Raw genomic sequence first — 14,124 nt, 5'->3', positions numbered from 1 at the left:
GATGAAACAGTACAAAGCATATCTCATTGATTTGGATGGTACGATGTACAAAGGAAATGAAAAAATTGATGGCGCAGCACAGTTTATTGAATACTTAAACAAGCATCAAATACCTCATTTATTTGTCACGAATAACTCCACTAAAGAACCATCAGAAGTAGCAGAAAAATTAAAAGTGATGGGAATTGATGCTACAGCAGATGAAGTAGTTACATCAGCACTGGCAACTGCAGAATATATTGCTGATGAACAACCAGGTGCCTCAATCTATATGTTAGGTGGCACTGGTTTAGAAAAAGCGTTAACGCAACATCATTTAAAAATAAAAGATGATGAGTTTGTAGATTATGTAGTTATTGGTTTGGATGAAGCTGTAACTTATGAAAAATTAGCAACGGCTACGCTAGGTGTTCGAAATGGAGCAAAATTCATTTCAACAAATAAAGATGTATCCATTCCAAAAGAACGTGGATTCTTACCTGGTAATGGCGCAATTACAAGTGTTGTGTCAGTATCTACAGGTGTTGAACCAACATTTATTGGTAAACCAGAACCCATTATTATGAATAAAGCCTTAGAGATTTTGGGATTAGATTGTTCTGAAGTTGCAATGATAGGTGATTTATATGATACAGATATACTTTCTGGAATCAATGTTAATGTTGATACAATACATGTTCAAACAGGTGTATCAACTTTAGATGATGTAAACCAAAAAGCAATACCGCCAACATATAGTTTTAAAGATTTAAACGAGGTAATCAAAGAACTCGAAGTTTAGGAGTGATTGAATGCAAAAAATCGTAGTAAGTAGAAAAATTCCACAGAAATTTATCAAACAATTAGAGGACATCGGTGAAGTAGAAGTTTGGGATGCATCGTTGACCCCTATGCCAAGAGAAAAATTTTTAACAGCTTTAAAAGACGCAACAGCTTGTTTTGTGACATTAAGTGAAACAATGGATGAAGAAGTTATTGAAGCTGCACCAAACCTGAAAGTCATAGCAAACATGGCAGTAGGTTATGACAATATAGATGTTGATTTGATGCAAAGTAAGGGTATTGTTGTGACGAATACACCAAGTGTTTTAACTGAAACAACGGCGGAATTAGGCTTTACTTTGATGCTTGCAGTAGCAAGACGTGTAGTCGAAGCGGAAACTTATGTTCAAAATGGTGAATGGCAGAGTTGGGGACCGTATTTATTTGCCGGTAAAGATTTATATCATGCTAATGTCGGTATTTATGGTATGGGCGATATTGGAAAAGCATTCGCGAGACGTCTAAAAGGTTTCAATACGAATATTATGTATCATAACAGAACTAGACATAAAGATGATGAAGAAGCGCTTGGTGCATTATACGTTTCATTTGAAACATTATTAAAAGAGAGCGACTTTGTGATTTGTACGGTACCATTAACTGCAGAAACACGTGATAAGTTTGACGATAAGGCATTTAAAATGATGAAAAATGATGCGATTTTTATCAATATCGGTAGGGGTGCTGTCGTTGATGAGGAAGCATTAGTGAAAGCTTTACAAAACGGTGAAATTAAAGCATGTGGATTGGATGTTTTAAGAGAAGAACCCATTGATATGAAACATCCATTACTTTCAAGGGACAATGCAACAATACTGCCACATATTGGAAGTGCATCGGTGATAACAAGAGACCGAATGATACAACTTTGTATAGATAATATAAAGTTAGTGTTAAGTGAAAAAGAACCTAAGACACCTGTAGTATAAATTACGCATACCTTTTCAAGCGACTCATTATTTGGTTAACCCAAATGAAGAGTAGCTTGATTTTTAGAAATATTTACAATGAAGGTCAGTTATTTAAATTTGCATGATTACTAAAAGAGATTGCCGCATATGATAACTGTGATTGTTGCATTATTGGCTTATTATATCTTGATTTGATGAATACACATTAAATTTTTGTAAAAGAATTTAATGTGTATTTTTTTAATTTTTAAAATAGCGTTCTATTTATTTATATTCTATCTAACAGTTTTGTTATATATATGCACAAATATTTAATTGTAATGACGTAGGAAAAATTGTATAATTAATTGGTGAAAAAGTTGAATAATTTATATACAATAAAGTGTAAAATATAAAAAATAATTTAATGAAGATGGTTAATGGTAAATTTACATAAATGCTAGAGGTGAAATATGCAAAAAAACGATAAAGAACGTACTGCTTTACAAAAATTCAAACCGTGGTTATTGATAGTAATGTATTTAGCTATATTAATTGCATTATATTTAATTTATGGTACAGGAGATACACACAATAACTTTATTTACAATGAATTTTAATTAAGGAGACTATCATGAAAGACATCATTCGAACTTTAATAGAGCATGGAGAAAACTGCCCAAATCAAGTTGCAGTTAAACATAATGACGAAATTCTGACATATGAAGCGCTCAATTGCTTTGCTAATAAACTTGCAATCCTATTGAAAGATGCTAAAACACCACTAATTTTATATGGGCACATGTCCCCGTTTATGATTGTGGGAATGATAGGTAGTATGAAAGCAGGTTGTGGCTATGTCCCCCTAGATACTTCTATCCCTCAAGATCGTATTCTATCTATTATAAATAAAATAGAGCCTCAATATATATTTAATACTACTGATGAACAACTAGAAATTGAGGATATTTCCTTTATTTCAAAAGAGTTATTAACAAGCGTAAAACAAAATGAAGACATAGTAAGTAAAATTAAAGATTCAGATATTGCTTATACTATTTTCACATCAGGTTCTACTGGAGAGCCCAAAGGTGTACAAATCAGTTATGAGAGCCTCAATCTTTTTACAAATTGGATGTTAGAACTTAATCAAGTTGGTTCAAATCAACAATGGTTAAATCAAGCACCTTTTTCATTTGATTTATCTGTCATGTCTATATATCCATGTTTAATGACTGCTGGAACTTTGAACTTAGTTGATAAAACAATGATTAATAAACCAAAATTATTAAATGAAATGTTAGAAGAATCAAAAATAAATGTATGGGTATCTACACCCTCATTTATGGAAATGTGTCTCATGTTACCTCGCTTAACAGAAACATATTACAGTAATTTAAAGGAATTTTTCTTTTGCGGCGAGATATTGGCAAATAAAACTGCAAAACTATTGCTGCAACGTTTCCCATCTGCATATATTTACAACACTTATGGTCCTACAGAAGCTACTGTAGCAGTTACAAGTATATTAGTTACAGAAGAAGTGATAAATCAGTACAATCCTTTACCAGTAGGATTACCGCAGCCGGGTACGAAGTTATCTTTGACCGATGAAGGCGAACTTATTATTTCAGGGAAATGCGTAAGTAAAGGATATGTCAAAGACGAACTACGTTCTAAAAAAGTATTTAACGAAATAGACGGTCAGAAATCTTATTACACTGGTGACAAAGCACAATTTATTGATAATCAATGGTTTATAAATGGGAGAATAGATTATCAAATTAAATTAAACGGTTATCGTATGTAATTAGAAGAAATAGAATTTCAATTGCGCAAATTAGAAAAGATTAGAGATGCGATTGTTGTACCAACTTATAAAAATAACAAAGTTACTCATTTAAATGCAGCAGTAATATTGAATCATTGTGACGAGGTAAAAGATGTTCAAACTTTGACACATGATATCAAAACTGAATTAAAACCTGTACTGCCTGAATATATGATTCCCAAAAAGATAATATATATGAAAAAATTACCGCTTACAATGAATGGGAAATTAGATCGTAAGAAGATTGCAGAGGCTATATTAAAATGATTCCATATAGCGATTTTACATTCTTTTTTATAGCATTAGCAATTTTGTTACCAGTTATTATATTAGGATTTATGGGCAAACAGAGCAGAATCTATAATGGTCTTAGTACAGCCGTCATGATTATATTAATATTTTCATCGACTAAGCATAATCTATTTGGACAAACGTATTTAAGTTTAGAATTGATAAATTTTATACTTTATCTGATTTGGCAAGTGATGATTATTATATATTATTGGCATTCTCAAGCTAAAAATAATACAACAACAAAATTTATATCGGTTATTTTTCTCTCTATTTTGCCATTGATTGTTGTTAAAGTTATGCAAAGTTCGTGGTTTGGTACTGCACAGTTAAAACTTCATGAGAGTAAAGTTATTGAATTTATAGGGTTTTTAGGTATTTCATATGTAACATTTAAAAGTGTTCAACTATTAATGGAAATTAGAGATGGTTCAATCAAAGAGGTAAGACTTTGGAAAGTCGTACAGTTTATATCATTTTTTCCAACCATTTCTTCAGGGCCGATTGATCGTTACAAACGTTTTGTCAAAGATGACAATAAAATACTGAGTGGAAGTGACTATAGTCATTTATTAGTCAAAGCAATACATTACATCATGCTCGGATTTTTATATAAATACATTATTGCTTATTTAATACAAACATTTGCAATTAATCCATTAATGTCGAATTTTTCTGGTGTTATCACAAAATGGCTATATATGTATGCTTATAGTTTATATTTATTTTTTGATTTTGCCGGTTATTCACTATTTGCGATAGCATTTAGTTATATTTATGGCATCCATACCCCACAAAACTTTAACCAACCATTTAAAGCTAAGAACATTAAAGATTTTTGGAATAGATGGCACATGTCACTCTCATTCTGGTTTAGGGATTGTATTTATATGCGTTCATTATTTTTTATGTCAAAGAAAAAATTACTGAAAAGTCAATTTGCAATGTCGAATATAGCATTTTTCTTAAACTTTTTAATAATGGGTATCTGGCATGGTATTGAAATTTATTATATTGTGTATGGTTTGTACCATGCAGCATTATTTATTGGATATGGCTATTATGAAAAATGGAGAAAAAACCATCGTCCACGTTGGCAGAACCAGTTTACAACTGCTTTAAGTATTGTTGTAACGTTTCACTTTGTAACATTCGGTTTTCTGATTTTTTCTGGAAAACTTTTTTAAAATGAGGAGGAATTATAATGGAATTTAAAGAACAAGTGTTAGATCTATTAGCTGAAGTAACTGAAAATAATATCGTGAAAGAAAATCCTGACATTGAATTATTTGAAGAAGGTATTATAGATTCATTTCAAACGGTTGGTTTATTATTAGAAATTCAAAATAAATTAGATATAGAAGTTTCAATTATGGATTTTGACAGAGATGAATGGGCAACGCCTAATAAGATTGTAACGGCATTAGAAGAACTAAAATGAAATTAAAACATTTTATTCCAATTATTATCAGTCTATGCTTATTTGGGATTTTCTTAATATTACCTTCTAGCTGGTTTAGCGGATTAATTACTCCCAAAACTATAGATAATCAACGCACTTCACTGTCAGATCAAGTGTTAAAAGGTACGCTAATACAAGAGAAAATGTTTAAATCGAATGATTTTTATCCTATTTATGGTTCTAGTGAACTTGGAAAAGATGATCCATTTAATCCGTCCATGTTATTGCGCAACAAAAATACGTATGCTAAACAACCATTTCTAATTGGCACAGGTGGTTCTACAGATTTGGTTAATGCTGTAGAATTGGCTTCACAATATGATTATTTAAAAGGAAAGAAAATGGCACTTATCATATCACCACAATGGTTTACGGACCATGGATTAACTAATAAAAATTTTGATGCACGTATATCTAAAGCACAATTGAATCGTATGTTTAATCAAAAGCATTTAAGTCCAGAGCTTAAACAACGTTATGCAAAGCGTTTATTGAGATTTAAAAATGTAGAAAACCGAAACTATTTAGAAAAAGTAGCTAAAGGTAAAACCAACAGTAAAGACCAATATTTATCACCGTTTAAAATGAATCAATTTGAAAAAATTGAAGCGATAAAGTCGAATTTCCCACTTTCAAATACTGAGCTAGAAGATATTAAACCAGTAACAGCGCAAAATGAAAGTTGGAAAATGCTTCACAATAAAGCTGTACAATATGGCGCTAAACATTCACAATCAAATATGTTTAAAATTAGAGATGAGTATTGGCAATTAATAAAAAAACATAAGCGTAAAGTGAACAGAGATTATGAATTTAATAGTAATTCTCCAGAATTTAAAGATTTGGAGTTATTGGTAGATACTATGCGAGAAGCTGGTGCTGATATTGAGTATATCAGTCTTCCATCAAATGGAAAATGGTACGATCATATAGGTGTAAATAAAGAAAAACGTCAGAAAGTGTATAACAAAATTACGGAAACTGTTGTTAATCGTGGCGGGAAAATTTATGATATGACAGATAAAGATTATGAACCATATGTTATCAGTGATGCGGTCCATATAGGATGGAAAGGCTGGGTTTATATTAGTGAACATATTGCGCAACACATGGGTAAATAGTTGTTTTAAAATTGAACGTGAATGATTTGAATATAAAAATGCACCTTCATTGAACATGAAAGTGCATTTTGTTATGAATCGATTATCATATAACAGATTCATAAACAAAGAATTCTATAAAATTTGACGTTTTTGTTGTTTAATTTATATATAAGTTGATCAACTAGAATACTTGTTCTACTTCTACTACTCCAGGTACTTCTTCATGTAAAGCGCGTTCGATGCCTGCTTTTAATGTGATTGTTGAACTTGGGCATGTACCACATGCACCGTGCAATTGAAGCTTAACAATGCCATCTTCTACATCTACTAACGAGCAATCGCCGCCATCACGTAGTAAGAATGGACGTAGTTTTTCAATTACTTCTGCTACTTGATCAAACATTGTTACGTTTTCAGTTGGCATGGAAATGCCTCCTTTCAAGTATATTATTTCATTTTCTGTCTATCTTTTTATTATAATAGATATATAAAGAAAAATCTATCAATCAAGACAAAAGGGGATAGTTAAAATGAATAAAGTAAGTGTAGTCGTTTATGGTGCAGATGTTGTTTGTGCCAGCTGTGTTAACGCACCAACTGCTCGAAATACTTTTGATTGGCTGCAACCATTGCTCAAAAGAAAGTATCCAGATACACAATTTGAATTTACTTATATCGATATCGAGAAGGATACTGAAAACTTAACTGATCATGATCAACAATATATTGAGCGTATTCAGGAGGATGAATTGTTCTATCCACTTGTAACAATGAATGATGAATATGTTTCTGATGGATATGTACAATTGAGAGATATCACTCAATTTATGGATGCAGATTAATTTAATCATTTAGAAAAAAGACACGCTCATATACATTTAATACATGTTAGTAAAGTATATGAAGACGTGTCTTTATTATTTTTGTTTAAGATTTATCCATTGTGATATTTGTATAACCATAGCACACCAGATTTTAAAATTGAAGCTAAACGACCAGTAACTGTTCTGTCCATGATGTAGGCAAACCCTTTTTTATCGCCAAGAGAGCCTAAGAAACCTTGAACTTTAAGTTCTGGCATTTTTTCTGGTAGAGGCTTGCCTTGCCATTGTAGTTTCATAACATCAGCAATTTGATCTCCTTGCACTTCAGCAAGTTGTGCACTAGGTGCATGAGGCAAATCTGCACAGTCTCCCACTACGTACACATTTTTATAGGTTGGAACTTGATGGTATTGGTTAAGGATCACACGGCCGTCTCTACTAATATCAATTGGTAAATTTCTAACAATTTCCACAGGTTGGATTCCAGCAGTCCAAACGATTAAATCTAATGGTTCAGGTACATCATTATTGAAAATCTTACCAGGTTCCACTCGATTAATATCAGAGTTTGGTACTACTGTTACATCGTTCTTTTTAAACCAATTTTCTATATAACGACTTAATTTTTCAGGGAAACGTTGTAAAATGCGTTCTCCACGATCATATAAGTATATTTGTAAGTCTTTACGACTTTCACGGAGTTCACTCGCTAATTCGATACCACTTAAACCTGCACCTACAATACCAACTTTTGCTCCGTTTGGTAGTTCACTAATATGATGGAATGTTTCCCGTGAACTTGATAACGTTTGGATACTGTGCGTATATTCTGCAGCACCTGGAACATTATGATATTTGTCCTCGCAACCAAGTCCAATAACTAATTCATCATAATCTACTTTTGTGTTGCCAACTGAAATAATTTGATCTTCCAAATTAATATCATTAATTTCTCCATACACAATATTGATACGTTCTGAATCAGGGAAATTCATACGAATATCTTTGTCTGATTTAGTACCAGCAGCTAATTCATAGAATTCTGGTTTTAAACCATGATAAGGCATACGATCAATTAATGTAATAGAATAATTTTCAGGAAGTGCAGATGGTAAAATATGAGACATAATGCGCATATTTCCGTATCCGCCACCCAATAGTACTAAATTTTTCATTTATGATACCCCTTTAGTAAAAATGTATTGAGCAATTTGATAAAAATATTATTTTTGTTCATAAATAATATTTTTATCTATTGTCGTCAATGTAAGTCAATAAATATAATTTGGTTAAATCATATTCGTCTTCATTGAACGAAATACCAATTTCATAATAAGCTTACTTAGATATATTATATGCTTTTTTATATACTTCTACAAATAAACATGATGAATTGTAATTTGTAAATATATATCTTTTAAATGCAATATGATTATAACAATATAAAAAAATTGTGTTAATGACATTTCATACGAAAAACAGTTTTGTTTTAATTTATTTGTAACAAAAATGGCAAAACAGATGAATCAATAATATAAGCTAGTAATTGGTCAAAAACGGTGTGATTTTGTTATAATTGGTAAACTGATAATTAATTGAGAGGGTGTAATATGAATCCAATAGTTGAGTTCTGCATTTCGAATTTAGCGAAAGGTGGAGATTATGTATATAATCAACTTGAAAATGATCCAGGTGTAGATGTTTTAGAATATGGTTGTTTACAAAATTGTGGTATTTGCTCAAGTGGCTTGTATGCATTAGTAAACGGTGATATTGTTGAAGGAGAATCACCAGACGACTTATTACAAAATATTTATTCACATATAGAAGAAACATGGATTTTTTAGGGAGGTAATTTTAATGGCAGTAGTTGAACTGACAGAAGCGGCAGCATACGAAGTTAAAGATATGATGGAACAAAATGATATGCCAAATGGTTTTTTAAAAATTAAAGTTAATGGTGGCGGTTGTACTGGATTAACGTATGGTATGTCTGCAGAAGCTGAACCTAGTGAGAATGATGAAATATTTGAATTTCACGGTGTAAAAGTGCTGGTTGATAAATATGACATACCAGTATTGGAAGGTACAAAAATTGATTTTAAACAATCATTAATGGGTGGCGGCTTCCAAATAGACAATCCAAATGCAATTGCATCTTGTGGTTGTGGTAGCTCATTTAGAACTGCAAAAGTTTCTGGCTCACCAGAAGATTGCTAATAATTGTAAATAGCGTGTTTATAGACTATAGTTCGACTAAGTAAGGTGAGAACTATAGTCTTTTATCTGTTTATGTGAAAAAACAAACAATATATGCGTTTCGGCTTGAAAATAAACTATAAAAACTATAAAATTAGTGTTGGATGAAAAATGTCTTTTTTGTGAATTTTTATGAAAATCAGTAAATTAAAAAGACGATCGCAACAAAAAAATTATGAAAGCTTAGGTGAATGAAATGGCTCAAGAACGTAAAAAAGTTTTAGTTTTAGGCGCTGGTTACGCTGGGTTACAAACTATTACCAAATTACAAAAGCAACTTTCGGCTGATGAGGCTGAAATTACATTAATTAATAAGAATGATTATCACTACGAAGCGACTTGGTTACATGAAGCTTCAGCTGGAACAGTTAGTTATGAAGATGTTTTATACCCAGTTGAAAGCGTGATCAATAAGAATAAAGTAAACTTCATCAAAGCAGAAGTTACAAAAATTGATCGCAATGCTAAAAAAGTAGAAACTGATGCGGGCATTTTTGATTTCGATATTTTAGTTGTTGCTTTAGGTTTCGAAAGTGAAACATTTGGTATTAAAGGTATGAAAGATCATGCTTTCCAAATCGAAAATGTTTTAACTGCTCGTAAATTGGCGCGTCACATTGAAGATAAATTTGCTAACTATGCTGCATCAAAAAATAAAGACGATAAAGATTTAGCTATTATCGTTGGCGGTGCAGGATTTACAGGTGTTGAATTCTTAGGTGAATTGACTGATCGTATCCCTGAGTTATGTAACAAATATGGTGTAGATCAAACAAAAGTTAAAATAACTTGTGTAGAAGCTGCTCCAAAAATGTTACCTCAATTCTCTGATGAATTAGTAAACCATGCAGTAAGCTATTTAGAAAGCAAAGGTGTTGAATTTAAAATTGCTACACCAATCGTTGCTGCAAATGAAAAAGGTTTCGTGGTTAAAGTTAACGATGAAGAACAACAATTAGAAGCGAATACAGTGGTATGGGCTGCTGGTGTTCGTGGTAGCAAATTAATGGAAGAATCATTCGAAGGTGTGAAACGTGGCCGTATTGTTACTAACCAAGATTTAACTATCGATGGATATAATGATATTTTTGTAATAGGTGATTGTTCTGCATTTATTCCTGCTGGAGAAGAACGTCCATTACCTACAACAGCACAAATTGCTATGCAAGAAGGCGAGCACACTGCTAAGAACATTAAAAATATCCTAGAAGGTCAACCAACTCAAGAATTTGAATATGTTGATCGTGGTACAGTATGTTCTTTAGGTGCTAACGATGGCGTTGGTGTTGTTTATGGTAAAGATATCCAAGGTAAAAAAGCTGCATTTATGAAAAAAGTTATCGATACACGTGCGGTATTCAAACTTGGTGGCGTCGGTCTAGCATTTAAAAAAGGTAAATTTTAATAACTGATAAATACTAGATGTATATCTAGTAGTATAAATATTGAGGCTGAGACTATTTTATGTCTCAGCCTCAATTATTATATGTATATTTTTATAAGTTTACACTGTAAATCATTTTTAATAATGAACAGGGATTAATTAATGATACAATGTGACTGAATAAACTGAAATGAGGGATGATTGATGAAAGCAATTATAAATAACACTGCTAAGGTTGAACAAGAAACAATCATTGTCGGTGTACCTGAACACTTAAATCAATTAGAGGCCATAAAAATAGGTGAAGAAGATTTAAAAGACTTATTATCACCTTTAAAGGAACATCAAGTCTTTAGCACTAATGTTGGAACGATATCGACTACATTTTTTAAAGTAGAAGAGAAGGCGCATAAGTTGATTACTGTAGGATTAGGAAATACTAAGGAATTAGGATACAATGATTATTTAAAAATATTCGGTAATTTATTCCAAGCTTTAAATAGCAGTAGAATCACTGAAGCTTCACTGTTATTTAATTCATTTAAATCTCAAAAAGTAGAAAAAGAAATAATCGCTGAAATTCTTGGTCAGCAAAGTGAACAATCAATTTATCATTTTGATGGTTATAAAACCAATAAATCAGCACCTTATCAATTAACATTAGAGATACATACAGAAGAAGATGATATTGCAAAATCTATTGAAAATGGTGAAGCAATTGCAACTGCTGTTAATTTAGCGCGTGATTATGGTAATATACCACCTAATATATTAACACCAGCTTATTATGCAGAACTGATAGAAAACCAATTTAATGACACTAATGTATTTGTTGATATCAAAGATGATGAGACTTTACAAAAAGAAGGGTTTGGGTTAATTCATGCAGTTGGTAAAGGTTCTAAAAATGGACCACGTGTAATTACATTGACTTATAATGGTGGCAAACCAGGAGAAAATCCTATTGCACTTGTAGGCAAAGGCATTACTTATGATTCCGGTGGTTATTCAATTAAATCTAAAACAGGTATGCAGACTATGAAATTTGATATGTGTGGCTCTGCAAATGTAATAGGAATGATCGAAGCTGCCCGTCAATTAGCACTACCTTTAAATATTGTTGGTATTATTGCTGCTGCTGAAAATATGGTGAATGAAGAGGCGATGAAACCAGATGATGTTTACACAGCCCTTAGTGGGGAGTCTGTAGAGGTATTAAATACAGATGCAGAAGGACGTCTTGTTTTAGGGGACGCTGTATTTTATGCTAATCAATTTCAGCCAAATATAATATTAGATTTTGCAACTTTAACTGGTGCTGCTGTAGCTGCGTTAGGTGAAGATAAAGCTGCCGTTTTTAATCAAAATGCTGAAGACACGTTAAAATCTATTCTAGGTCAAGCAGAAATTATGGATGAAAAAGTCTTTGAATTACCAATTACTGCTACAGAACAAGCACTGATAAGAAAAAGTGAGGTAGCTGATTTAGTCAACCATACCAATGGTCAAGGCAAAGCATTGTTTGCAGCAACATTTATCAATCATTTTGCAGGTAATACACCACATTTACATTTTGATATAGCAGGGCCTGCTACTACGAATAAACCAAGTTATAAGGGACCTGCTGGACCTACAGGTTATCTAATATCAACAATCGTACAATGGTTACGTAATCAATAAAATAAACAACATTGAAGTTAAGAAAACATATGCTTCAAGTTAATTTTTAGTAGATTAACTTGAAGCTTTTTTAACTTATATAAAAAGGTCGGCAAGTTTATGAAGCATGTCTCATTTTAATATAAAGTTTTGAATAAATATATCTAAAGATAGGATTGACAATTTGATAAGCAATTGTTATTATAAATCTCGTGATACTTTAGTTCGATAACGTAATAAAGGAGTTGTGCTTTTGTGATAAATGCAGTTGTTATAGCAGTGGTACTGATGATTGTACTCTGTTTATGTAGATTAAATGTTGTTATAAGCTTATTTATCAGTGCACTAGTTGGTGGCTTAATCGCAGGTATGAGCGTCACAGACATTGTATCTGTATTTGGTAAAAATATTGTTGATGGCGCTGAAGTAGCATTAAGTTATGCTTTATTAGGTGGATTTGCTGCGTTGATTTCTTATAGCGGTATTACAGACTATTTAGTAAATAAGATTATCAATGCGATTCATGCAGAAAACAGTAAAATGTCACGTATTAAAGTTAAAGTTATTATTATCGGTGCACTATTAATTATGAGTGTAATGAGTCAAAACTTAATACCTGTACATATTGCATTTATCCCAATTGTAATACCTCCATTAATAAGTTTGTTTAATGAACTTAATATAGATAGAAGACAAATTGCAATAATTATTGGCTTTGGTTTATGTTGGCCATATGTTTTATTACCCTATGGTTTCGGTCAGATTTTCCACCAAATCATTCAAAGTGGATTCTCTAAAGCAGATCATCCAATTGAAATGGGTATGATATGGAAAGCAATGCTGATTCCATCATTAGGCTATATTGTTGGCTTAATCGCAGGTATTTATTATTATAGAAAACCAAGAAAATACTCTGAACATAAAGACATTAAAGATATGAGTGAAATTGAAATTAGACCTTATGTTCTCGTAGTAACGATTATTTCTATTATTGCTACTTTTTTAGTACAGATGTTCACTGATTCTATGATATTTGGGGCTTTAGCTGGTGTACTTGTTTTCTTCATTTCACGTGCTTATAAGTGGACTGAGTTAGATCAAAAATTTGTCGATGGTATTAAAATCATGTCATTTATAGGTGTTGTGATTTTATCAGCAAATGGTTTTGCAGGTGTAATGAATGAAACAGGCGATATAGGTAATTTAGTAAGTGGACTTAGTGGTGTTATTGGAGAGAATAAATTAGTTAGTATTATTGTAATGTACATTATTGGTTTGGTCGTGACTTTAGGAATTGGCTCATCATTTGCTACAATCCCTATTATTGCAACGTTGTTTGTGCCATTAGGTGAATCTTTGGGACTAAGTACCATGGCATTAATTGCTTTGATAGGAACGGCGAGTGCATTAGGAGATTCGGGATCGCCTGCGAGCGATTCAACATTAGGTCCTACAGCAGGTTTAGATGTTGATGGTCAACATGATCACATTCGTGATACATGTATTCCAAACTTTGTTTTTTATAATATTCCATTAATCATTTTTGGCACTATTGCGGCTATGATATTATAGAGCTAAGAATTAGAAAAAGAGGTGTCT

The 14,124-nt window shown here is 32.0% G+C and carries 14 protein-coding genes and 1 pseudogene; 13 read left to right on the top strand and 2 right to left on the bottom strand.

Going from position 1 to position 14,124, the window contains the following annotated elements:
* The first annotated feature begins 1 nt into the window (after position 1).
* The 7 genes and pseudogenes from nucF to dltD all read left to right on the top strand — a co-directional run bounded on the left by nucF (position 2) and on the right by dltD (position 6,417).
* Positions 2-781 (top strand): 5' nucleotidase NucF, encoded by a 780-nt coding sequence (gene nucF / locus CD032_RS06385; protein WP_019469683.1) that lies wholly within the window; start codon positions 2-4, stop codon positions 779-781.
* Between the two features lie 10 nt (positions 782-791).
* Positions 792-1,751 carry a 2-hydroxyacid dehydrogenase gene (locus CD032_RS06380; RefSeq protein WP_064264629.1) on the top strand — a complete coding sequence of 320 codons (960 nt, stop codon included), beginning with the start codon at positions 792-794 and terminating at the stop codon, positions 1,749-1,751.
* Between the two features lie 434 nt (positions 1,752-2,185).
* Positions 2,186-2,332: a teichoic acid D-Ala incorporation-associated protein DltX gene (locus tag CD032_RS06375; RefSeq protein WP_019469681.1), complete on the top strand. Its 147-nt coding sequence runs from the start codon at positions 2,186-2,188 to the stop codon at positions 2,330-2,332.
* A gap of 14 nt (positions 2,333-2,346) precedes the next feature.
* Positions 2,347-3,810 (top strand): annotated as a pseudogene (gene dltA, locus CD032_RS06370) (D-alanine--poly(phosphoribitol) ligase subunit DltA).
* Positions 3,807-5,021, top strand: a complete 1,215-nt coding sequence (gene dltB / locus CD032_RS06365; RefSeq protein WP_019469679.1) for a D-alanyl-lipoteichoic acid biosynthesis protein DltB — start codon at positions 3,807-3,809, stop codon at positions 5,019-5,021. The pseudogene dltA and the gene dltB overlap by 4 nt, the downstream one beginning before the upstream one ends.
* Positions 5,022-5,038: 17 nt before the next feature.
* On the top strand, positions 5,039-5,275 hold the full coding sequence (dltC, locus tag CD032_RS06360) for a D-alanine--poly(phosphoribitol) ligase subunit 2 (RefSeq protein ID WP_019469678.1): 237 nt from the start codon (positions 5,039-5,041) through the stop codon (positions 5,273-5,275).
* Entirely contained in the window at positions 5,272-6,417 is a 1,146-nt protein-coding gene (gene dltD, locus CD032_RS06355) for a D-alanyl-lipoteichoic acid biosynthesis protein DltD (RefSeq protein WP_103211275.1), read from the top strand. Before dltC ends, dltD begins: the two co-directional genes overlap by 4 nt.
* 163 nt (positions 6,418-6,580) lie before the next feature.
* Here dltD and CD032_RS06350 read toward each other — a convergent pair whose 3' ends face one another.
* Positions 6,581-6,823, bottom strand: coding sequence for a NifU family protein (locus CD032_RS06350; RefSeq protein WP_019469675.1), 243 nt, complete (start codon positions 6,821-6,823; stop codon positions 6,581-6,583).
* A 106-nt stretch (positions 6,824-6,929) separates the two neighbouring features.
* Here CD032_RS06350 and CD032_RS06345 point away from each other — a divergent pair, with 106 nt between their 5' ends.
* Positions 6,930-7,241: a YuzD family protein gene (locus tag CD032_RS06345; protein ID WP_019469674.1), complete on the top strand. Its 312-nt coding sequence runs from the start codon at positions 6,930-6,932 to the stop codon at positions 7,239-7,241.
* 92 nt (positions 7,242-7,333) lie between these two features.
* Here CD032_RS06345 and CD032_RS06340 read toward each other — a convergent pair whose 3' ends face one another.
* Positions 7,334-8,398: an NAD(P)/FAD-dependent oxidoreductase gene (locus CD032_RS06340; protein WP_019469673.1), complete on the bottom strand. Its 1,065-nt coding sequence runs from the start codon at positions 8,396-8,398 to the stop codon at positions 7,334-7,336.
* 435 nt (positions 8,399-8,833) lie between these two features.
* Between CD032_RS06340 and CD032_RS06335 the strand changes: the two genes are divergently transcribed.
* The 5 genes from CD032_RS06335 to CD032_RS06315 all read left to right on the top strand — a co-directional run bounded on the left by CD032_RS06335 (position 8,834) and on the right by CD032_RS06315 (position 14,097).
* Positions 8,834-9,070, top strand: coding sequence for a YuzB family protein (locus CD032_RS06335; RefSeq protein WP_019469672.1), 237 nt, complete (start codon positions 8,834-8,836; stop codon positions 9,068-9,070).
* Between the two features lie 13 nt (positions 9,071-9,083).
* Positions 9,084-9,443, top strand: coding sequence for a HesB/IscA family protein (locus tag CD032_RS06330; protein ID WP_019469671.1), 360 nt, complete (start codon positions 9,084-9,086; stop codon positions 9,441-9,443).
* A gap of 235 nt (positions 9,444-9,678) precedes the next feature.
* Complete coding sequence (locus tag CD032_RS06325) at positions 9,679-10,887, top strand: NAD(P)/FAD-dependent oxidoreductase (RefSeq protein WP_019469670.1); 1,209 nt, start codon at positions 9,679-9,681, stop codon at positions 10,885-10,887.
* A 183-nt stretch (positions 10,888-11,070) separates the two neighbouring features.
* Positions 11,071-12,546: a M17 family metallopeptidase gene (locus CD032_RS06320; protein WP_019469669.1), complete on the top strand. Its 1,476-nt coding sequence runs from the start codon at positions 11,071-11,073 to the stop codon at positions 12,544-12,546.
* 234 nt (positions 12,547-12,780) lie between these two features.
* Positions 12,781-14,097 (top strand): Na+/H+ antiporter family protein, encoded by a 1,317-nt coding sequence (locus tag CD032_RS06315; RefSeq protein WP_019469668.1) that lies wholly within the window; start codon positions 12,781-12,783, stop codon positions 14,095-14,097.
* The last annotated feature ends 27 nt before the right edge of the window (positions 14,098-14,124 follow it).

The sequence above is a fragment of the Staphylococcus cohnii subsp. cohnii genome (genome assembly GCF_002902365.1).
Classification (GTDB): Bacteria; Bacillota; Bacilli; order Staphylococcales; family Staphylococcaceae; genus Staphylococcus; species Staphylococcus cohnii.
This window is presented reverse-complemented; position numbering and strand designations above follow the sequence as displayed.

Bases quoted from the DNA above. Each gene is read 5' to 3' on its own strand.
- nucF (WP_019469683.1), top strand. From the start codon at position 2: ATGAAACAGTACAAAGCATATCTCATTGATTTGGATGGTACGATGTAC.
- CD032_RS06380 (WP_064264629.1), top strand. From the start codon at position 792: ATGCAAAAAATCGTAGTAAGTAGAAAAATTCCACAGAAATTTATCAAA.
- CD032_RS06375 (WP_019469681.1), top strand. From the start codon at position 2,186: ATGCAAAAAAACGATAAAGAACGTACTGCTTTACAAAAATTCAAACCG.
- dltB (WP_019469679.1), top strand. From the start codon at position 3,807: ATGATTCCATATAGCGATTTTACATTCTTTTTTATAGCATTAGCAATT.
- dltC (WP_019469678.1), top strand. From the start codon at position 5,039: ATGGAATTTAAAGAACAAGTGTTAGATCTATTAGCTGAAGTAACTGAA.
- dltD (WP_103211275.1), top strand. From the start codon at position 5,272: ATGAAATTAAAACATTTTATTCCAATTATTATCAGTCTATGCTTATTT.
- CD032_RS06350 (WP_019469675.1), bottom strand. From the start codon at position 6,823: ATGCCAACTGAAAACGTAACAATGTTTGATCAAGTAGCAGAAGTAATT.
- CD032_RS06345 (WP_019469674.1), top strand. From the start codon at position 6,930: ATGAATAAAGTAAGTGTAGTCGTTTATGGTGCAGATGTTGTTTGTGCC.
- CD032_RS06340 (WP_019469673.1), bottom strand. From the start codon at position 8,398: ATGAAAAATTTAGTACTATTGGGTGGCGGATACGGAAATATGCGCATT.
- CD032_RS06335 (WP_019469672.1), top strand. From the start codon at position 8,834: ATGAATCCAATAGTTGAGTTCTGCATTTCGAATTTAGCGAAAGGTGGA.
- CD032_RS06330 (WP_019469671.1), top strand. From the start codon at position 9,084: ATGGCAGTAGTTGAACTGACAGAAGCGGCAGCATACGAAGTTAAAGAT.
- CD032_RS06325 (WP_019469670.1), top strand. From the start codon at position 9,679: ATGGCTCAAGAACGTAAAAAAGTTTTAGTTTTAGGCGCTGGTTACGCT.
- CD032_RS06320 (WP_019469669.1), top strand. From the start codon at position 11,071: ATGAAAGCAATTATAAATAACACTGCTAAGGTTGAACAAGAAACAATC.